At 64.3% G+C, this 19,179-nt stretch carries 23 protein-coding genes and 1 pseudogene; 11 read left to right on the top strand and 13 right to left on the bottom strand.

All coding sequences use genetic code 11. The features are described from left to right. Positions 1 to 6 precede the first annotated feature (6 nt). The 5 genes from J2X67_RS22470 (at position 7) to J2X67_RS22450 (ending at position 3,526) form a co-directional block, all read left to right on the top strand. Positions 7 to 213, top strand: coding sequence for a YbdD/YjiX family protein (locus J2X67_RS22470; protein ID WP_309956649.1), 207 nt, complete (start codon positions 7 to 9; stop codon positions 211 to 213). Between the two features lie 124 nt (positions 214 to 337). Beyond that, complete coding sequence (locus J2X67_RS22465) at positions 338 to 1,603, top strand: glutamate carboxypeptidase (RefSeq protein ID WP_409050535.1); 1,266 nt, start codon at positions 338 to 340, stop codon at positions 1,601 to 1,603. Positions 1,604 to 1,722: 119 nt separating this feature from the next. Next, the gene (locus J2X67_RS22460; RefSeq protein ID WP_309956648.1) at positions 1,723 to 2,142 is read left to right on the top strand and encodes a sel1 repeat family protein; all 420 of its coding nucleotides are present in this window, start codon (positions 1,723 to 1,725) and stop codon (positions 2,140 to 2,142) included. A 172-nt stretch (positions 2,143 to 2,314) separates the two neighbouring features. Beyond that, positions 2,315 to 2,656 carry a DUF1161 domain-containing protein gene (locus J2X67_RS22455; protein ID WP_309956646.1) on the top strand — a complete coding sequence of 114 codons (342 nt, stop codon included), beginning with the start codon at positions 2,315 to 2,317 and terminating at the stop codon, positions 2,654 to 2,656. Between the two features lie 36 nt (positions 2,657 to 2,692). Continuing rightward, positions 2,693 to 3,526 (top strand): alpha/beta hydrolase, encoded by an 834-nt coding sequence (locus tag J2X67_RS22450; protein ID WP_281146336.1) that lies wholly within the window; start codon positions 2,693 to 2,695, stop codon positions 3,524 to 3,526. Between the two features lie 4 nt (positions 3,527 to 3,530). Here J2X67_RS22450 and J2X67_RS22445 read toward each other — a convergent pair whose 3' ends face one another. The 3 genes from J2X67_RS22445 to J2X67_RS22435 are packed head-to-tail and all read right to left on the bottom strand — an operon-like array spanning position 3,531 to position 5,973. Next, on the bottom strand, positions 3,531 to 4,361 hold the full coding sequence (locus tag J2X67_RS22445; RefSeq protein ID WP_309956642.1) for an urease accessory protein UreD: 831 nt from the start codon (positions 4,359 to 4,361) through the stop codon (positions 3,531 to 3,533). Between the two features lie 32 nt (positions 4,362 to 4,393). After that, the gene (locus tag J2X67_RS22440; protein ID WP_309956998.1) at positions 4,394 to 4,915 is read right to left on the bottom strand and encodes a nucleoside deaminase; all 522 of its coding nucleotides are present in this window, start codon (positions 4,913 to 4,915) and stop codon (positions 4,394 to 4,396) included. Between the two features lie 32 nt (positions 4,916 to 4,947). After that, a complete protein-coding gene (locus J2X67_RS22435) occupies positions 4,948 to 5,973 on the bottom strand; it encodes an ABC transporter substrate-binding protein (RefSeq protein WP_309956641.1) in 1,026 nt (341 codons plus the stop codon). Positions 5,974 to 6,305: 332 nt separating this feature from the next. Between J2X67_RS22435 and J2X67_RS22430 the strand changes: the two genes are divergently transcribed. Then, positions 6,306 to 7,388 carry an aromatic ring-hydroxylating dioxygenase subunit alpha gene (locus tag J2X67_RS22430; RefSeq protein ID WP_309956639.1) on the top strand — a complete coding sequence of 361 codons (1,083 nt, stop codon included), beginning with the start codon at positions 6,306 to 6,308 and terminating at the stop codon, positions 7,386 to 7,388. A gap of 313 nt (positions 7,389 to 7,701) precedes the next feature. On the opposite strand, the gene J2X67_RS22425 is transcribed toward J2X67_RS22430, so the two are convergent. Further along, entirely contained in the window at positions 7,702 to 9,003 is a 1,302-nt protein-coding gene (locus J2X67_RS22425; RefSeq protein WP_309956637.1) for a D-amino acid dehydrogenase, read from the bottom strand. Positions 9,004 to 9,131: 128 nt separating this feature from the next. Between J2X67_RS22425 and J2X67_RS22420 the strand changes: the two genes are divergently transcribed. Beyond that, positions 9,132 to 9,599 carry a winged helix-turn-helix transcriptional regulator gene (locus J2X67_RS22420; RefSeq protein ID WP_055803119.1) on the top strand — a complete coding sequence of 156 codons (468 nt, stop codon included), beginning with the start codon at positions 9,132 to 9,134 and terminating at the stop codon, positions 9,597 to 9,599. A 76-nt stretch (positions 9,600 to 9,675) separates the two neighbouring features. Then, a complete protein-coding gene (locus tag J2X67_RS22415; protein WP_309956635.1) occupies positions 9,676 to 10,074 on the top strand; it encodes an OsmC family protein in 399 nt (132 codons plus the stop codon). Between the two features lie 30 nt (positions 10,075 to 10,104). Here the strand turns inward: J2X67_RS22415 and J2X67_RS22410 are convergent, their stop codons facing one another. Then, on the bottom strand, positions 10,105 to 10,437 hold the full coding sequence (locus J2X67_RS22410; RefSeq protein WP_309956633.1) for a helix-turn-helix domain-containing protein: 333 nt from the start codon (positions 10,435 to 10,437) through the stop codon (positions 10,105 to 10,107). A 127-nt stretch (positions 10,438 to 10,564) separates the two neighbouring features. Here J2X67_RS22410 and J2X67_RS22405 point away from each other — a divergent pair, with 127 nt between their 5' ends. From J2X67_RS22405 to J2X67_RS22395, 3 genes are all read left to right on the top strand, one after another. Further along, positions 10,565 to 11,437 (top strand): NAD(P)-binding domain-containing protein, encoded by an 873-nt coding sequence (locus J2X67_RS22405; RefSeq protein WP_309956631.1) that lies wholly within the window; start codon positions 10,565 to 10,567, stop codon positions 11,435 to 11,437. 116 nt (positions 11,438 to 11,553) lie between these two features. Continuing rightward, a complete protein-coding gene (gene lpxO / locus J2X67_RS22400) occupies positions 11,554 to 12,450 on the top strand; it encodes a lipid A hydroxylase LpxO (RefSeq protein ID WP_157615143.1) in 897 nt (298 codons plus the stop codon). A gap of 46 nt (positions 12,451 to 12,496) precedes the next feature. Then, positions 12,497 to 12,721 carry an oxidoreductase-like domain-containing protein gene (locus J2X67_RS22395; RefSeq protein ID WP_309956625.1) on the top strand — a complete coding sequence of 75 codons (225 nt, stop codon included), beginning with the start codon at positions 12,497 to 12,499 and terminating at the stop codon, positions 12,719 to 12,721. A 5-nt stretch (positions 12,722 to 12,726) separates the two neighbouring features. Here J2X67_RS22395 and J2X67_RS22390 read toward each other — a convergent pair whose 3' ends face one another. From J2X67_RS22390 to J2X67_RS22355, 8 genes and pseudogenes are all read right to left on the bottom strand, one after another. Further along, positions 12,727 to 13,203 (bottom strand): nucleoside deaminase, encoded by a 477-nt coding sequence (locus J2X67_RS22390; RefSeq protein ID WP_309956623.1) that lies wholly within the window; start codon positions 13,201 to 13,203, stop codon positions 12,727 to 12,729. A gap of 10 nt (positions 13,204 to 13,213) precedes the next feature. Beyond that, positions 13,214 to 13,984, bottom strand: coding sequence for an ABC transporter permease (locus tag J2X67_RS22385; RefSeq protein ID WP_124956406.1), 771 nt, complete (start codon positions 13,982 to 13,984; stop codon positions 13,214 to 13,216). A gap of 9 nt (positions 13,985 to 13,993) precedes the next feature. Next, on the bottom strand, positions 13,994 to 14,854 hold the full coding sequence (locus tag J2X67_RS22380) for an ABC transporter ATP-binding protein (RefSeq protein ID WP_309956620.1): 861 nt from the start codon (positions 14,852 to 14,854) through the stop codon (positions 13,994 to 13,996). Further along, positions 14,854 to 15,888: an ABC transporter substrate-binding protein gene (locus J2X67_RS22375; protein ID WP_309956618.1), complete on the bottom strand. Its 1,035-nt coding sequence runs from the start codon at positions 15,886 to 15,888 to the stop codon at positions 14,854 to 14,856. Before J2X67_RS22375 ends, J2X67_RS22380 begins: the two co-directional genes overlap by 1 nt. A 225-nt stretch (positions 15,889 to 16,113) precedes the next feature. Then, positions 16,114 to 17,115: a TRAP transporter substrate-binding protein gene (locus J2X67_RS22370; protein ID WP_309956616.1), complete on the bottom strand. Its 1,002-nt coding sequence runs from the start codon at positions 17,113 to 17,115 to the stop codon at positions 16,114 to 16,116. 44 nt (positions 17,116 to 17,159) lie between these two features. Further along, positions 17,160 to 18,425, bottom strand: a complete 1,266-nt coding sequence (locus J2X67_RS22365; RefSeq protein ID WP_309956614.1) for a TRAP transporter large permease — start codon at positions 18,423 to 18,425, stop codon at positions 17,160 to 17,162. A gap of 1 nt (position 18,426) precedes the next feature. Beyond that, complete coding sequence (locus J2X67_RS22360; protein ID WP_309956612.1) at positions 18,427 to 19,041, bottom strand: TRAP transporter small permease; 615 nt, start codon at positions 19,039 to 19,041, stop codon at positions 18,427 to 18,429. A gap of 36 nt (positions 19,042 to 19,077) precedes the next feature. Continuing rightward, a pseudogene (locus J2X67_RS22355) lies at positions 19,078 to 19,179 on the bottom strand (dihydrodipicolinate synthase family protein); the annotation flags it as partial.

Genomic DNA, 19,179 nt, shown 5'->3' with positions numbered 1-19,179 from the left:
ACGGCCATGGCGCTTGCATTGCCGGAAGCGGGGCGCTACTTTGCCCGCTCGCTCAAGCAGTCGCTGCGGCTGATGGTCGGGCTGCCCGACTACGACGCCTACCTGACCCACATGGCGGCCACGCATCCCGGCCAGCCGCCGATGAGCTACGAGGCCTTCTTCCGCGAGCGCCTCGAAGCGCGGTACGGCGGAGGCAAGGGCCGCTGCTGCTAGACGGCGAGATCCGGTCGTCCGTTCTGTTCGCTTGACCCGCGCGGAATGCGGGTGATAGCCTGAGAAAGCCCGCGCCAGCGGGCTTTCCTTCGTCCAACCTCGAACGAACAACAGAACGGAATCCATGACTCTTCTTCATAAGCGCCGTCACTTCACAAAACCCGCGCCATTGCGCGCCGCCTGCCAGGGCGCAGTATTGGCCTGCGCGCTGTTCGCCGGCAGTGCCATGGCGCAGAAGCCGCACCAGGGTGCGCTGGACGCAGCCACGCAGCAGAAGGAAGAAGCGCTGAAACTGCTGGAGCAAATGGTCAACATCGACTCCGGCTCGGCCAATACCGAGGGGCTCGACAAAGTGCGCGAGATCGTCGTTGCAGAACTGCGCAAGCTCGACGCCCGCATCGAGACTTTTCCGGCGGAGCCGCATCCCGGCACCAACGTGGTCGCCACCATCACCGGGCAGGGCAAGAAGAAGATACTGATCCTCGCCCACATCGACACCGTGTTCAAGGAGGGCACGGCCGCGGCCAAGCCGTTCTACATCAAGGACGGGCGCGCCTACGGCCCCGGCGTCATGGACAACAAGGGCGGCGTGGTCGCCGGGCTCCAGGCATTGAAGATCCTGCAGACGATCGGCTTCAAGGACTATGGGCAGATCACTTTCCTCATCGACACGAACGAAGAGGTCGGATCGGTGGGCACCAGCGCGCTCATCGAGCGCATTGCCAAGCAGCATGACGTCGCGTTGAACCTGGAGCCGGGCCGCCCTGCCGACGGGCTGGTGGTGGAGCGCAAGGGCTCGGCCACGGCGCTCATCGAAGTGAAGGGGCTGGCCTCGCATGCGGGCGTTGCGCCCGAAGCGGGTCGCAACGCGGCCATGGAAGTGGCGCACCAGGTGCTGCAACTGTCGAAGACGGGCGATGCCGCGAAGAAGACCACGGTCAACTTCACGGTGCTCAGCGCCAACGGGCCGACCAACGTGATTCCCGCCACTGCAAGCGCCAAGGGCGATGTGCGCGCCGCCACGCCCGAAGAGCTCGACCGCGTCGAGAAAGACCTGGCGCGCATCTCGCAGAACAAGCTGATTCCCGAGACCGAAGTGCGCGTGCGGCTCATCCGCGGCCTGCCGCCGATGCCGCGCTCGCCTGCATCGGACAAGCTCGTTGCCATGGCCGAAGGCATCTACGCCGAGATCGGCAAGAAGCTCACCATCGAAAGCAGCGGCGGCGCGGCCGATGCAAGCCTGGTGGCCGGGGTGGGCGTGCCGGTGCTCGACGGCTTTGGCATTGTGGGCGGCGGCATTCACACGCCCGAGGAATACGCCGAGGTTGAAAGCGTGGTGCCGCGGCTCTACCTGTTGTCGCGCATGCTGATGGACCTGAGCGCCAACTGAACTTGGCAAGGCACGGACTCAGGCTCCGCCTGAGCCTGCCTGTGTGAAATCCCGTTTCTTTTTGCAAGTGCTTGCTGCCACGATGCCCTCCACCCGAACAACCGGTGGAGAGCATCGATATGGCATCCGAATTGAATCAAATCGCAAGTTGGTCGCTGCGCTGGCGCGTTGTGCTGGCGGGTGGACTGTGCCTTGTGGCGGCGCTCTCTGCGGCGCGGCCGCCCGATCCGAATGTCGTGCTGCATGCGGAGCAACGGTTCCAGCTGGCGCTCGAAGCGCAGACGGCCCGCGACTACCGCACCATGCTCGATGAGCTCCGGCAAGCCGCAGGGCAGGGCAGCGCCGAGGCGCGGGAGATGCTGGGCATGGTGCTGCTGGCTGGGCCCGCGCTCTATGGTTCCGCCGTCAAGGCAGACCGCTGCGAGGCTCGCGGATGGATGCTCAAGGCTGCGTTGCAAGGCAGCGATACGGCGAAGACGCAGCTCGTTTTTCTGAACAGGTTGCGCCAGTCTCCGGCCGGAAGAAGCGTTTGCGAATAAATTTGCGAACAGCTTGCGAGCGGGTCGGCGGATGGGTCCGCGATGATTCTGCGTCCGGGCTGCCGTGACCTGCGGTTACCAGAGGCTGTGCGAGGATGCTTCTTCCGAAATTGCGGGGCTAGACTCTTGGCTCGCAAACCCCTCGGTACCCTCGGTACGAGACAGACTCATCATGAAACCCTGGTTGATCTACATCGCGCTCGCTTCGGCGGGCACCGCCAACGCCGCCGCCGAAAATTGCGAGGCCTTGCGTTCCCAGATCGAATCGAAGATTGCCGCAGCCGGCGTCACACGGTTCACGGTTGCCACCGTCGATGCCAACGCCGAGGCGGGTGGCCAGGTGGTGGGGAGCTGCGAACTTGGCAGCAAGAAAATCGTTTATCAGCGTGAAGGCGCACCACCACCCGCGCCGGACGCGGCCTCGGGCGGCGCGCCTCCTCGCGGGGCCGACGAACGCATCTTGACGGAGTGCAAGGACGGCACGGTTTCCGTCGGCGGCGACTGCAAGCGGTAAGCCGCCGGCGCAGAGCCTCTTCCGGAGAAAAGAACCTTGTCATCCAAAGCCTTTCGCATCGCACTCTCGACGTCGGCCGCTGCCATTGGCGGCATCGCGGCGTACTGGACCCTTTTGGCAACGCGCCAGGGGCACATCCTGTTCAACGCCCGAAAGCTTCCGGTCGTTCATCTGTCGGACGACTTTTCTACCTACTCGCACACGGTGCCTGGCGGCATGGTGCGCGGATATGTCTATCACCCGCACGGCGAGGAGGCGCTGCAAGACCTCTTCATTTATTTTGCCGGCCGGGGCGAAGACGTGCGCGCCACCGCGCAGGCGCTGCACTGGCTGCCCGAGGGCTTCGGGTTTGCCGCCGTCAACTACCGAGGCGTGGCCGATTCGCAAGGCCATCCGTCCGAGATCGCATCGGTTGCAGACGCCATCCAGTTCGCCCGCCACTTGCGCAAGGCCTTTCCGCAGGCGCGCCTGCACGTGGTGGGCCGCAGCCTGGGCACAGGCGTTGCCATCCAGCTGGTCGCTCAACAGGAGTTCTCCAGCCTGCAACTGGTCACGCCCTACGACTCGATGCTGGAAGTGGCCAAGAGGCGCTTTCCGCTCGTGCCGCTTTCATTGCTGCTGCGGCACCGCTTCGATTCGCTGACGCACTGCAAGGAGGTGGCCGCCAAGACGCAGGTGCTGCTGGCCGAGCATGACGACGTGGTGCTGCCGGAGCGCTCGCAGAAGCTCATTGCCGCATGGCCGACACCCGTGGCGGTGCAAACCGTTCCCGGCTCCGACCATCACAGCATCATGGGGCTCGAAGCGACCTGGCTGCATCTTGTCGACTTTGCGCTGACGTCCATCCTTCCAGAGCCGAAGGCCGCTTGACGGCCTAGGTGGTCCAGATGCGCGGCGAGCTGGGGGGCAACTGCCACAGCTCTGCGCGCCATGCCTGCCACACCTGCCGCAGCAGCTGCATCGCGGGCTCGACCACCGGTGCGAGCACGCGCAGCACGACGATCTCGGCATGCGGGCTTGTTGCGCCCGCACTCTCTTGCAGGCCGTGCGCATCGATGGCCGAACGTGCAAGCGCCAGCAGTGCCTCGCGCCGCGCCCGCGCGGCGGGCGAACCCGAGACGAAGAACAGCGACGCAATGCACCGATGCCCGCCAAGGCCCAGCGGGCTTTGCAGCAATCGATGGTCCGCCGCGTCGATGCGCCCGCGCTCCATCCAGGTGCCCGGCACTTCGATGTGCTGCAAATACGTGCCGCGTTCGAAAGGCTGGTTCGCATTGGGCAAGCCCAGCGCGGTCACGTCCCAGCCGATCATCTCGGCGCCCGGTTCGGCTTCGATGGTGAGGCGGTTCTCGGCCTGGCATCCGCTGTAGCAGATGGCCTCCAGCGGCAGCCATTCGAGCCGCGCACCCTGCGCGAGCCGGATGCGCGTGCGCTGCAGCGCCAGTTCGCCTTCGGAGCGGTAGAAGCGCGAAGCACCCGGCGTGGTGATGAGCCCATGGCTGCCGTCGGCCGCTTCGATGTCGATGTCCAGCGTGTCGCCGCCTACCAGTCCGCCCGGTGGATGCACCAGCACGTTGTGGCAGATCGCATCGCCTTCGGGATAGAGGCTCTGCAGGATGCGCAGCGGCCCGTCGTGGCGAAAGCGTGCAACGCTGCGGGCGGATTCCTGTCGGTAGTCAAGATGAAGATTGGCGTGCCAGGGCATCCCTGGAGTCTAGTCGGGCCTCTTCGTCCTCTTTACTTCCACGCTCCGTCGTGCGCTGCGCTGGCTTCGTCCAGTAGAGCGGGCCCGATACATTCGATCGGGTGGGGCGACGCGCGAAAAACGTCGCGGCACGACAGCTCCGCATCGCGCTGGTCTTGCCGCTCGCCGCGAAACACGCGAAGCCGCTCGGCGTCGATGCCGAACACCACGCGGCCGATGTTCGACCAGAAGATGGCGCCCGCGCACATCACGCAGGGCTCGCCCGATGCATAGATGGTGGCGCCCGCAAGCTCTTCGCGCGTGAGGCCTTTGCCGGCCAGCGCACGCAGTGCGTTCACTTCCGCATGGGCGGTGCAGTCGCCGGTCTCGGTGTTGCTGTTGCCTGCTTCGGCCAGCACTTCGCCGGCGGCCGAGACGATGACCGAACCGAAAGGCCGGTTGCCGCGCCGGCGCGCCGCGTGCGACCAGACGATGGCTTTGCGGAGGTACCGCTCATCGCGATCGTCGAGCGTGGTTTCTTCAGGGAGTACGTTGTGGCTGTTGCTGGTGTTCATGCCTTGGGTAATGTCTTGGCTCATGGTCTGGATCATGACCGGAGAAGGATGCGTTCGCTGCGCAATGGCAGCATCGAAGTATTGAAGATGGCGTCGGACGCGGGCTTGACCTTGAGGCCGAATACATCGACGACTTCGTCGACCTGCTGCTCGAGCGTGAGTTTCTTTATGTCGCCCAGGCCGTGGCTCCGCGTGTCGGCCGCGCCCACGTATTGCGCGGTGACGCCCCAGCGCTCGAGCTCCATCTTTTCGTCGAGGATGGGTTCGCGCTGGCGCATGGCCGCAATGCTTGGCGCGGGGTTGGCAAAGGTCTCGACGATGGCGCGATTGGTGGCGCGCAGAAAGGCCGCAACCAGCTTGGGGTTCTGCGCAATGAGATTGCTGCTCGCAAGAATGGCGTTGCCGTACAGGTCGACGCCCGCGTCCGAATACTTGAGCACCGACAGATCGTCTGCCTTCATGCGTGCAAAGAGCGAAATGGCGGAATCATGGAAGTAAGTGGCTGCATCGACGTCGCCGCGCACCATCACGTTGTCGCGTGCGCTGAAGTCGGTGGTCTGCCACTGGAACGCATCGCTGCGCATGCCTTGCTTGCGCGCCACCATCGGCCACGCGCGGCGCGTCGATTCAACGGCGGCTGCGGCCACCTTCTTGCCCGCAAGGCTCTTGAAGTCGCCGGTTACACCGCGGTCCTTGCGGCCGATGATCACGAAGGGTGCGCGGTTGTAGTACTGGTACACGGCCTGCACCATCGGGGTGCCGGGGTTCTGTGCATTGAACTCGACCAGCGAGCTGATGTCGCCCAGGCCCATCTGGTAGACGCCGCTCGCAATGCGCGTGATCGACGCGACCGAGCCCGCGCCTGTGTCGATGGTCACGTCCAGGCCTTCGTCCTTGTAGTAGCCCTTGCTGTGCGCAAGAAAGAACGGCGCGGTCTGGCCGTTGATGCGAAAGTCGAGCGTGAACTTGAGCGGGGTCAGCTTGCCGCCGCCTTGGGCAAAGACGGCAGGAGCGGCAAGGGTGGCGGCACTGGCCGCAAGAAAGAATCGACGTTGCATATGGGGCCTCGGAATCTTCGGGTCTTGAACCCTCCCGCCCAAGGCAGGAGGCACTTCAAGAGCAATTTCCGGGCGGGCGCACAACGATGGTGCGTGCGCTGCTGAACGCTTCTACTCTTGCGCAAGTTCATGCACGAGCCATGCCAAGCCGCATGCCATGTTCTTTTGCTCGGGCATTGCAATCAGGTGCTTGGAGGCTGCGCCGGCCCGCGCCACAATGCGGGCGCGCAATTTGCATGGCAAGTGCGCAGAGTAGAAGCGTTCAGCCCTCGCGGCAGGAAATTGCTCTTTCAAGTTCGTCCGTACCCACGCGCAACAGAAGGAGTCCACGCATGCTCGTTACCCAACAACCCGTCTTCCGCAAGTTCTGGCATGCCGTCATGCCGCTTTCCGAGCTTGCCAAAGGCCCCAAGCCCTTCACGCTGCTGGGCGAAGACATCGTTCTTTTCATTGACGCCGACGGCCAGCCCGCTGCGCTTCGCGACCGTTGCTGCCACCGCACCGCAAAGCTCTCGAAGGGCTGGTGCGTCGATGGCGAAGGCAAGGCCTGCTGGCAGGGCGCCATTCAATGCGGTTATCACGGCTGGACCTACGACCGCAGCGGACAGGTAATTCGCATTCCGCAGTACGAGCCCGACCGCAAGATATCGCCGGAGTACAAGACCACCGCTTATCGCTGTACAGCGCGCTATGGCTACGCCTGGGTGGCATTGGAAGAACCCCTCGCGGATATTCCAGAGATTCCGGAATTCACCGACCCGGCCTACCGCACGATCTTCCAGTTCTATGAAGAGTGGCAGACCAGCCCGATGCGCGCGCTGGAAAATTCGTTCGACAACTCGCACTTCAGCTTTGTGCACCGCGCCACTTTCGGCGTGGCCGCAAGCCCGAAGCCAAGCAAGTACGAGCTGGTGGAAAACGAAGGCGGCTTCTATGCGGAGACGGTGATCGAGGCGGTCAACCCTGCCAAGTTTCACGCCATCAGTGGCGTGACGGACCCGATCACCACGCGCCACATGCGGAACGCCTACTTCCTGCCGTTCGCTCGCCGGCTCGACATCGAATACCCGAGCGGCGTGCGCCACATCATCATCAACTGCTTCACGCCCATCGACGATGGCCGCATGCAGCTGTGCCAATGGCTGTTCCGCAACGATACCGAGGCCGATTGCGCGGCGCAGATGCTGATCGATTTCGACGAGGAGATCACACGCGAGGACAAGGACATTCTTGAATCGACAGACCCGGATGCGCTGGTCGATACGCGGCGGCGAGGTGTCGAATATTCAATGGAGTCCGACCGGCCGGGGATGCTGATTCGCAAGCACCTGATGCAGTTGCTTGCGAAGCATGGCGAGGCGGAGGTTTATCGCGGGATGAGTGCCGTGACCATTCCGATCGCCAAGGCTGCGTGAGTTATTTGGTGCCGTGTTCAGGGCGGCGCACCCGCCGACGGGGTACCTTGCTCCGCGAATGTCCCCCGGCCTGCGGCCTCCTCCTTTATTTCGCTGCGCAAGGCACCCCGCCAGCGGGCGCGTTGTACAGAGCGGTCGTCGATCGGCGGTACACCAGCCGCGTGCCCAAGTGCACAGGGCATCGGGTGCTCCCCGCAGCGAAATAAAGGAGGAGGGGCGCAGCCCCGGGGGACATTCGCGGAGGGGAGTACCCGGTGGCCTTTGCACAAGCCCTGAACAGCAGCCCTGAACAGCAGCCCTAAAACCGCAGGCCTCAGGCCGCAGCAGTCGCAGGATTCGGATGCCGGGTGCGCGAGGCCCCTTGCGTATAGCGGTCCATCGCCAGCCCGTCCGTGCGAATCTCCGGCCGCTGACCCGTCACGAGATCGGAGATCAGCTTGCCCGAGCCGCAGGCCATCGTCCAGCCCAGCGTGCCGTGGCCCGTGTTCAAAAACAGGTTCGGGTAGCGCGTGGCGCCGACGATGGGTGTGCTGTCTGGTGTCATCGGGCGCAGGCCAGTCCAGAAGGTGGCGCGCGGCAGATCGCCGCCGGGGAACAGGTCGCTCACCACCTTTTCGAGCGTGGCGCGGCGATGCGGGTTCAGCCGCAGATCGAAGCCGCCTAGCTCAGCCATGCCGCCCACGCGAATGCGATTGTCGAAACGCGTGACCGCCACCTTGTAGGTTTCGTCGAGCACCGTCGATTGCGGCGCCAGCGACTCGTCAATGAGCGGTACCGTGAGCGAGTAGCCCTTGACGGGATACACCGGAATGTCCAGCCCCAGCGATGCGATGGCGGCGCGCGAATAGCTGCCGAAGGCCATCACGTAGCGGTCGGCCGTAAGAATTTTGCCGGCCTTGGTGCGCACACCGGTGATGCGGCCGCCGTCGGTCTCCAGTCCGTCGATGGTCTGGCCGAAGCGGAAGTCCACGCCCAGTCCGCGTGCAATGTCGGCAAGCCCGCGCGTGAACAGGTGGCAGTCGCCGGTTTCGTCGTTCGGCAGGCGCAGGCCGCCTGTGAGCCGGTCGCGCGCGCCGGCCAGCGCCGGCTCCACGCGCGCCAGTGCATCGCGGTCGAGCAGCTCGTAGGGCACGCCGCATTCCTCGAGCACCGCGATGTCGCGCTGCACTGCATCGAGTTGCGCCTGCGTGCGGAACAGCTGCAGCGTGCCGCCGGTGCGGTGTTCGTATTGAAGGCCCGTTTCGGCGCGCAGCTGCTGCAGGCAGCCGCGGCTGTATTCGGCCACGCGCATCATGCGTTCCTTGTTGACCGCGTAACGCTCCGGCGAGCAGTTGCGCAGCATCGCCGCCATCCAGCGCAGCTGGAACAGCGTGCCGTCGGGGCGGATCGACAGCGGCGCGTGCTTCTGGAACATCCACTTGATCGCCTTCAGCGGAATGCCCGGCGCAGCCCACGGCGTCGAGTAGCCCGGCGACACCTGCCCGGCGTTGCCGAAGCTGGTTTCTTCCGCAGGGCCGGCCTGCCGGTCGAGCAGTGTCACGTCGGCACCCGAGCGCGCGAGGTAGTAGGCCGTCGTGGTGCCGATCACGCCGCCGCCAAGAACGATGACTTTCATGGATATTTACCAGAATGAAGGTGAATACACGAAATCTAAGGGGCACAATGCGGTGTATTTCATCGTTTTCAAGCAATTGGCAGTGAAATCCGCTGAAAACGACTGATCAACGCACTGTGAGAAGTGAAATGCCCGAACTCGACCGCATCGACCGCAAGATCCTCGACCTGCTGCAGCGGCAGGGCCGTATTTCCATGACCGAACTGGCCGAGCGCATCGGCCTCTCCGCATCGCCTTGCGCCGAGCGCGTGAAGCGCATGGAGCGCGAAGGCGTCATCAGCGGCTACCACGCGCATGTGTCGCCCGAGGCGCTGGGCAAGACGCTGCTGGTGTTCGTCGAAATCAAGCTATCCGCCAAGTCGGGCGACGTGTTCGACAAAGTGCGCAAGGAGCTGCTTCACATGCCCGAGGTGCTCGAGTGCCACCTGGTCTCGGGCAGCTTCGACTACCTGGTGAAGGCACGCCTGAGCGGCATGAGCGAGTACCGGCACCTCTTGGGCGACATACTCAAGAAGCTACCCGTCGCGGCCGAATCGCACAGCTATGTGGTGATGGAAGAAATCAAGGAAACGCTGATGCTCGCAGTCGACCGCTGAGCGAAGCCACGGGCTACCATCGCGCCCGGCATTCACACCCACCGGCACCTCCACTACCACCACCAAGGACATCGGCATGAGCATTACGGTCCGGCGCGACGGCATCACGGGCACGCGTCACATTCTCAAGATTCGCAGCCACGAGATTCCCATCGATGCATCGCCCGCCGGCGGCGGCAGCGATGCGGGGCCGGAGCCGCACGACCTGTACGACGCATCGCTGGCGGCCTGCAAGGCGCTTACCGTGCTGATCTACGCGCGGCGCAAGGGCATGCCGGTGGGAGACATCGAGGTGATCGTCGACCGCGACGACAGTGAGGAGCGCAAAGGCGTCTACCGCTTGAAGTCGAGCCTGCGCGTGACCGGCGACCTTACCGAGGCGCAGCGCGACGAACTGTTGCGCGTGGCCGGCAAATGCCCAGTGCACCGGCTCATGACCGAAGTAAAGACCGAAATCGAAACCGGCTGGGCCTGACCGATACAGGCACGCGGCATTCGATGCCGCTCAGCGCGCAGCGCTTGCGCGCCTGGCGTAGCGGTCGCCCCAATCGGCCAGCGGCCCGAGTGCCGCATTGAGCGAAGCGCCGAGCTTCGTCTCCGAATACTCCACCCGCGGCGGCACTTCGTGGAACACCTCGCGGTGCACGATGCCGTCCGCCTCCAGTTCACGCAGCTGCTGGATCAGCATCTTCTCGCTGATGTCCGGCAAGAGCCGCTTCAGCTCGCCGAAGCGGCGCGGCTGCTCATGAAGCTCCCACAGGATCACGGCTTTCCACTTGCCGCCGATGACTTCGAATGCGGGGCCGATGCCGCAGTTGTAGGGTTTTTTGGCTTTCATCCGTTCTTTCCGCTTGCTGGTTCAATACCTACGTTTTGGTAAGTACCTAACTTTATTGTAGGTACTTGACTGTCAGTGAGTGCAATTCCTACGATTCGGGCCTCTTCACAAATTGCGGACGATTGCCATGAGCAACAAGGAAATCACGGTACTGGGTCTCGGGTCGATGGGCGCGACCATCGCGCGGCTGTACCTGGACAAGGGGTACAAGGTCACTGTATGGAACCGAACAGCCGACAAGGCCGCCGCGCTGGTGAGCCAGGGCGCGGTGCTGGCGCGCAGTGCCGCCGAGGCCCTGCGCGCGAGTCCGGTGGCCCTGATGTGCGTCTACGACTATCGCGCGGCCGATGCCATTCTTGGCGCGCCGGGAGTAGCTTCGGCGATGGACGGCCGCCTGCTGGTGCAGCTCACCACCGGCAGCCCGCAGGACGCCCGCGATGCCGAGGCCTGGGCGCACCGCCAGGGCGCGACCTATCTCGAAGGCGCCATTCAGGCGGCGCCCGACCAGATGGGCCAGCCCGACACGCCCATCCTCATGTCGGGCGCGCAGGCTGTCTTTCGCGCGGCCGAACCGCTGCTTGCGGTGCTCGGCGGAGGCATCGTTTACCTGGGCGAAAAGGCGAGCGCCGCCGCGGCCATGGACCTGGCCACGCTGTCGACCATCTACGGCACCATGCTCGGTTTTTTTCACGGCGCGCGCGTGGCCGAGCATGAAGGCTTCGACGTGGCGGAATACGGCCGCATCGTGGCGGGCATCATGCCCACCTTCGCCGGGTTCGTGCAGCACGAAGGCAGCGTCATCCAGTCGGGCGACTTCGCAATATCGCAAAGCCCCATGCGCATTTCGGTCGAGGCGACCGAGCGCATCCTGCAGACCGCGCAGCAGGCCGGCATCAATACCGAATTTCCGGCGTTCGCGGCAGGGTTGTTCAGGCGCGCCGACGCGGCGGGGCTGGGCGGGGAGGAACTGGCGGCGCTGATCAAGCTGCTGCGCAGCTGAAGGGCCTGTAAAGGGGCCTGTAAAGGGGCCTGTAGGGACCAAAAGGGCAAAAAAAGCCGCTCAGGCCGGAAGAAGAGTGAAGAATTACACTACGACCCGCTCTACAGGACACTTTAATGAAGTGGGTCATTCTCGCCATCTTCGCGCTCAGCGCACTCTACGTTCACTTCCGCGGCCAGGTTCGGCATCGTTTCTTCAGGCAGCTGTCTGATCACTCGACCTTCCTGGCGCCGTTGAACGCCTTCATGTACATCTTCTCGAAGGTGCCGAGCACGCCGTACCTGTCGCCCGCGCAGTTTCCGGAGATGCGCGTGCTCGAAGAGAACTGGGAAGTTATTCGCGAAGAGGCGCTCGCCATGCGCAATGGCGGCAGCATCAAGGCCTCGAGCCAGTTCAACGACGTGGGCTTCAACTCCTTCTTCAAGAGCGGCTGGAAGCGCTTCTACCTCAAGTGGTACGACGATGCGCATCCGTCCGCCGCCGTGCTGTGCCCCCGCACCACCGAATTGCTCAAGGGCATCGGCACCATCAAGGCCGCCATGTTTGCCGAGCTTCCGCCGGGCAGCCGCCTCGTGCGGCACCGCGACCCGTTCGCGGGATCGCTGCGCTACCACCTGGGCTTGTGGACGCCGGGCGTGGAGGGCTGCTACATCGACGTGGACGGCCAGCGCTACCACTGGCGCGACGGCGAGGCCGTGGTGTTCGACGAAACCTACATTCACTACGCCGAGAACACGACCGACAAGGACCGTGTGATCCTGTTCTGCGATATCGAGCGCCCGCTGAAGTACCGCTGGGCCAGCGCCGTGAACCGCTGGTTTGCAAAGAACCTGCTGGCCGCGGCCGCTTCGCCCAATGATGTTGGCGACAAGACCGGCGGCATCAACCGCGCGTTCAAGTACATCTACCAGATCCGCGTCATCGGCAAGCGGCTCAAGGCCTGGGACAAGCGGGCGTACTACCTTGTGAAGTGGTCGATCTTCGGCGGCCTTGCACTCTGGATCTTCTGGTAAGAATCCGCGGTTCCAACGCGCGGTGCCCGGCCGCCGTTGCCAACTCATGTCCCTTGCAGACAAAGACCTGCCCGTTCCGGTCGACCTTGCCAGCGCCCAGGCGCTGATTGCGGCGGTTCAGCGCGAGGCTGTCGCGCAGCAAATCGCCCTGCGCGTGCCGCCGCCCGAGCCCACCACCTGCTGCGGGCGCGGCTGCAACGGCTGCGTGTGGGAAGGCTGGCTCGCAGCCATCGCGTACTGGCGCGACGAGGCGTCGCTGCTGCTGGTGTAGCGCGGCTAACGGGCTTCCCAGAAGCCGCGGTGCGAGGCGATCATTTCGTCGGCGACTTCAGGCACCGGCCCGATCACCTCGATCTTCTTCTGTCCGCGCGCGAACACTTCGCGGCAGGGCAGGCGCAGCGTGGGGTTCTCGGGATGATCGCCCGTGAGCGCGAGCAATGCGCTTTCTTCCGCCCCGTAAATCACGCGACCAATGTTGGCCCAGTAGCTGGTGCCGGCGCACATGGCGCAAGGCTCGAAGGTTGTCACCAGCGTGCATTGCCACAGGTAGTCCGCCGGCCAGTTCTGCGCGGCATGGCGCGCGAGCGTGGCTTCGGCGTGGTTCACCGTGTCGATGTTGCCCTGCTCGGCCAGGACGGTTTCGCCGTCGGGCGCAACAAGCACGGCGCCGAAGGGGTGCCGGCCCATGGCCATGGCGCGGCGGGCCACTTCGTCGGCGCGCCGCAAAGCGCGAATGATCTGGTCGCGTGTCATGAGCCGCGCCTCACTGGTTTTGCGATCCGCGGTGCGCCCAGCCGGTCGTGTGCTTCTCGATCACGCTGAAGAGTTCGTACATCAGCATGGCCATTGCGCCCACCACCATCAGGCCCGCGAAGGCCAGGCCCATCTGCATGGCCGAGCCGGCGGAAATCAGCAGGTAGCCGATGCCTTCGTTGGCGGCCGTCATTTCGCTGACCGTGGTGCCCACAAAGGCCAGCGTGATTGCGACCTTGAGCGAGCCGAAGAAGTACGGCATGGAGCGCGGCAGCCCAATTTTCATGAGCACGTCCCAGCGCTTGGCGCCGAGTACGCGCAGCACGTCTTCCAGCTCTGGCTCGAGCGTGGCAAGGCCGGTGGCAATGTTGACCATGATCGGGAAGAAGCTGATCAGGAAGGCCGTGAGAATTGCCGGCCCGACGCCGATGCCGAACCACACCACCAGGATCGGCACGAAAGCCGCCTTGGGCAGCGCGTTGAAGGCTGTCATGAGCGGGTAGATTGCCGCATACGCGATGCGCGAACTGCCGATCACGAAGCCCAGCAGCACGCCCACCACAATGGCAAGGCCAAAGCCCGCCATGGTGACCCAGAAGGTGCGCCATGCATGGCCCGCGATGATTTCCTTGAATTCCCAGAACTGGTTCCAGATGCGCAGCGGGCTCGGAAAGATGAAGTCCGAAACGCCGAAGCCGGCGCAGATCACCTGCCACAGCAGGATGACCGCAACCAGCAGCAGCCATGGCGACCAGCGTTCGATTTGCTTGGTGTTCTTCATGGCGCGCCTTCAGTGGGACACCGCGGCCGCTGTTTGCGCCGCGCTGATGCCCGTGTTGCGAATGGCGCCGATGTGCCCGCGCAGTTCCAGCACGATGTCGGTGAACTCCTTGGTATAGGTGAGCTCCAGCTCCCGCGGACGCGGCAACTCGATCTCGCGCTTGACCACGAAGCGGCCCGGGCTCTTGCTCATCACGTAAACCGTGTCAGCCAGGAACACCGATTCGCGCAGGTCGTGCGTGACCAGGATCACGTTGAACTGCTGCTCCGTCCACAGGTCGCGAAGAATGCACCAGAGCTCCTCGCGCGTGAACGCGTCGAGCGCGCCAAAGGGCTCGTCGAGCAGCAGCATCTTGGGCTCGTGGATGAGCGCGCGGCAAATGCTTGCGCGCTGTTGCATGCCGCCCGAAAGCTGCCACGGAAACTTGTCTTCATACCCTGCAAGGCCCACCTTCTGCAGCAGCTTGCGCGCACGCTCGACGTATTCCTTGCGCTTGGCCTTGAAGCTGGAGCGATAGGGCTCGACGATTTCGAGCGGCAGCAGCACGTTGTCGACGGTGGTGCGCCAAGGCAGCAGCGAAGGCGCCTGGAAAGCCATGCCCGATATCTTGAGCGGCCCGGTCACAGGCTGGCCGTCGATGCGGATCTTGCCCATCGACGGCATCTTGAGGCCGGTGGTGAGCTTCATGAAAGTCGACTTGCCGCAGCCCGATGGGCCGACGATGGCGATGAACTCTCCACGCTTCACCTTCAGGTCGATGGCCTCGACCGCGAAGTGGTTGGCGCGCAGCAACTCTTCGTTGTAGGCGAGCCAGACGTCCTGAAAGTCGACGAAGGGAGCAGCAGCCGTGCTCGATGCGTCCGCCTGCATCACTTGCGCAGCACGCCGTTGAGTTCGGCCGCGGGCGGCAGCAGCGCCGCGGTCCACACCGCGTCGGGGCTCACGCGCGTCTTGGTGTTGAAGGCGTCCGACACTTGCGAAGCCATGAGCGACATGCGGCCGGCGTTCACCGCGCCGAAGCCTTCGCTGCGGGCATCGGCGCTGTTGATCACGGTGTCGATGGCCAGTTGCAGCCGGCGGGTTTCCAGCTTGCTGTCGATGATGCCGTCGCGCGCCTTGACCGATTCAATGGCCACGGCCGGGTTGGCGATCACCTCTTTCGCGCCCTTGGCAAAGGCCGAGAGGAATTTCTTCACTGCCTCGGGGTTCTCCTTGATGAGCTTGGGCGACGCGATGATCACGTTGCCGTAGAGCTTCACGCCGTAGTCAGGGTAGGGCAGCACGACGATGTCGGCGGCCTTGGCGCCGCGCGCTTCCAGGTTGAGAAGCGACGTGAAGGTGAAGCCCGTGATCGCGTCGATGTCGCCGCGGATCAGCATGGTTTCGCGCAGCGTCGGGTCCATGGCGGTCCAGTTGACGGCGCCGATGTTGTTGGCCTTGGCAAAGATCGGGAACGCCCGGCGGCCCGCGTCGAACACGGGCGCACCGAGCTTCTTGCCGGCCAGGTCGGTCGGCTTGGTGATGCCGCTCTTCTTGAGCGTCATGACCGAGGCCGGCGTGTTGTTGTAGACCATCATCACTGCGACCGGCTTGTTGGGGCTGTCGGGGTTGTTGGCGTGAAATTCCATCAGCGCCGCAAGGTCGGCAAAGCCCATTTCGTATGCGCCCGAGGCCACGCGCGTGACGGTGCCGCCCGAGCCGTTGCCCGCGTCGATGGTTACGTCGAGGCCCGCGGCCTTGAAGTAGCCCTTGGCAGCAGGGTGCAGGAACAGCGCGGCAGGCCCTTCGAAGCGCCAGTCGAGCTGGAACTTGATCGGCGTCGTGGTCTGGGCAAGGGCCGAAGAAAGGCCGAAGCTGAGGGCCGAGGCGGCGAGGAAGGACTGGAGCAGTTGGCGCTTGTTCATGCGAGATCCGTTAAAGGTGAGTGCTTCCGCATTCAAGCAAAAACGGTGCCCGCACGCGATTGGTGCGAACCCTTCCGGTGAACCGCCGCGGTGCATGCCGGCGGGCGGCAATGCACCTTTCTTGTGAGTTCCAGCGAGTTCCCGTCCTGAGAGACGTCCCTGCCGAACCAGGTTGGGGCGCCGGCCGGCAAGCCAGCGCTCCAAGGCGCCTGCCTGCGCAGGGGCTCAGAGCGTTGCGCCGATCTTGCGCAGTTCCGCAATCTGCGGCGCCTTCGGCAGCCAGATCTTGTCGAACTCCGCAATGATCGGTGCGGGGTTGTAGCCGGCGTCGCTCTTGATGGTGATGCCGCTCGCCTTGAACTTGTCGATCAGGCCCAATTCGGTGGTCACGATGTCCCTGATCTGCGCATCGAGCGACTGCTTCACCAGGTCGGTAATGAGCGCCTTGTCCTTGGCGTCGAGCGTCTGCCAGATGCGGCCCGACACCAGCGGTGCAAAGGGCATGAACAGCGCGTTCATCGGCAGCATGGTCTTGGCGACGCGGTCGAAGCGCTGGTTCCACGAAAACTCGATGTCGGCCTCCAGCCCGTCGACCTGGCCGTTCGACATGGCGTCGAACACGGCTGGCGTGGGAATCGGCGTGGGCGCGGCGCCCAGCAGCTGGTAGAAGTCGCGGTACACCGGCGTGGGATTGATGCGCAGCTTAATGCCCTTGAGATCGGTGGGCGTGGAGATGGGCTTGGTCGAAAACACCACGCGCATGCCGGTAATGCCCCAGCCCAGGCCGATGGTGCCGGTTTCGCGCGGCAGCACGTCGAGCAGCTTGAGCGCGGCGGGCGTGCGCACCAGCGAGGCCACGTTGGTGGTGGAGCGCACGAGGTAGGGCGCGTTGATGGCCGCCACGCTGGAGACGCGCGAGCCGAGCTCGGCCGCCTGGATCCAGCCCATGTCCAGTGCGCCGGACTGCAGCTGCTGCATCATGGCCGACTCGTTGCCCAGCTGGCCCGAATGAAACACGGTGGCGCTCAGGCGCCCGTCGGTCGCCTTCTTGAGCGCTTCGCCGAAGCTCACCGCGGCGCGGTTCCACGAGTGGCCGGCCGGCGTGATGATGCCAAGACGAAATTCCTTGGCGGCCGCTGCGCGCGACACGGTGCTGAACAGGGCGGATGACGCGGCGGCGGTGCCGGCTGCGGCCTGGATGACGAACTTGCGGCGGGAGAGAGACATGCGAGGCTCCGGGTTGAGTGAAGAAAAAGGGGCGCTTGCCCGGCCTACTTGAGCAGGGCGAGCGACAGGCTTGGAAAGAGCGACAGCAGCACCAGCGCCGCGCAGCAGATCAAGAAGAACGGCAAGGTGACGATGAACATCTTTCCGGGCTTGGCACCCGTGACGGCCGAAGCCACGAAGAAGCTCAGGCCCACGGGCGGCGTCATCAGCCCAAGCACGAGGTTGATCACCACCACCACACCGAAGTGGCGCGGGTCGATGCCGTAGATCTCGGTGGCAATGGGCAGCAGGATCGGCACGGTCATGATCAACCCCGGAATGCCGTCGATCACGGTGCCGATCACCAGCAGGATGAGGTTGACCAGCAGAAGAAACGCAATCGGGTCTTTGGCCACGGTCTGGATCCATGCGGCCGTGGCTTGCGGCACCTTGCCGTATATCAGAAGCCACGAGAACACCGCCGCTGCGGCAACCAGGAAGAGCACCACCGCGGAATAGATTGCAGACTTCAGCAGGATCTGAGGAATCATCGCGAAGCGGAATTCCCTGGTGACGTAGCGGCCTACCAGCACTGCAGCCACTGCGCCCACGGCGGCGGCTTCGGTAGGGTTGGCAAAACCGCCAAGAATCGAGCCCACGATCACGATGGGAATCAGCAGCGTGGGGCAGGCCGTGAGCATGGTGTGCAGCCGCTGCCTCATGGTTCGCTTGGCGGTGCGCGGGTAGTTGTAGACCAGCCCCATGCACGCAATCACGATGAAGAACAGCACCGTGAGAATCACGCCGGGAATGATGCCGGCAATGAGCATGTCGCCCACTGCCACCTGTGCGAGCACGCTGTACACCACGAACATCACCGAAGGCGGAATGATCGGCCCCAGCATGCCGCCGTACACCGTAATGCCCGCCGCAAAGGTCTTGTCGTAGCCCTGCTTCTCCATCTCGGGCACCATGATCTGGCTCATGATGGCCACCTGCGCCGTGGCCGAGCCGATGATCGAGGACACCAGCATGTTGGCCAGGATGTTCACATAGGCAAGGCCGCCCTTCACGGAGCCGATGAAGGCCAGCGCCAGATCGACCAGGCGCTTGGTAATGCCGCCGCCGTTCATGATTTCGCCGATCAGGATGAACAGCGGAATTGCAATGAGGCTGTAGCTGTCGACGCCGCCGAACATCTGCACCGGAAACGACTGGAACAGCACCGTGTCGCCCGAGTTGAGGACGTACACGATGCCCGACAGGCACAGGCAGGCGCCAATCGGCACGCCGACCAGCATGATCAACAGAAAAAATGCAGAGGTCAGCATGTCAGTTCACCGCATCGGCGTTGGTCACATGAAACTCGGCGTGCGTGCGGCGGGGCTGCAGGCCAAGGTCTTCGACGAGGTTGGACAGCGCATGCAGGCTGAGGGTGGCCGAGAAAATCGGCAGGATCAGCTGGATGGCCCAGGCCGGCCAGTTCAGCGTTTGCGTGCGCTCGGTATAAAGAAAGTTGAAGGACTCGGCGGCGTATTCCTTGGCATCGAAGCCATAGCGCACGATGCCTGCCGGGTCCATGTAGAGCCAGCACATGGCCAGCAGCGCAAGGCCCAGCAGCAGCACGCCGCCCGACGCCGCGGCCTTGGCAATGCGCACCGCTTTTTCGCCGAGCTTGTCGGTGAGCAGCGTCACCGCAAAGTCGAGCCGAAGCCGCGTCATTGCGGAAGCGCCGATGAAGGTGAGCCACACCACGCAGTACACAGAGGCCTCGTCCACCCAATAGAGCGGCACGCCGCCGTAGCGCGTGACCACGTTCAGCAGCACCAGCACGATGAGCAGGCCCATCAGGCCGGAGAGAAGGCGGCGCTCGCAGCGCAGGACGAAGTCCGACGCGTCGAGCACCCGGCGGGAGAAGCCCCCGCGTTCCAAGGCATGTTCTTTCATGGTGTTGTGGCCTTGCGGTAAAGGTTGCGCGACGCGTCAGGCGACCGACTGGTACTGCACAGGCCTGGTGGCCAGCGCCTTCTTCACGATCGCCTCCACGGCCGCGCGCTCCTCGCCCACCAGCGGCAGGCGCGGGCG

Source organism: Variovorax sp. 3319 (assembly GCF_031456585.1).
Taxonomy (GTDB): domain Bacteria; phylum Pseudomonadota; class Gammaproteobacteria; order Burkholderiales; family Burkholderiaceae_C; genus Variovorax; species Variovorax paradoxus_P.
This window is presented reverse-complemented; position numbering and strand designations above follow the sequence as displayed.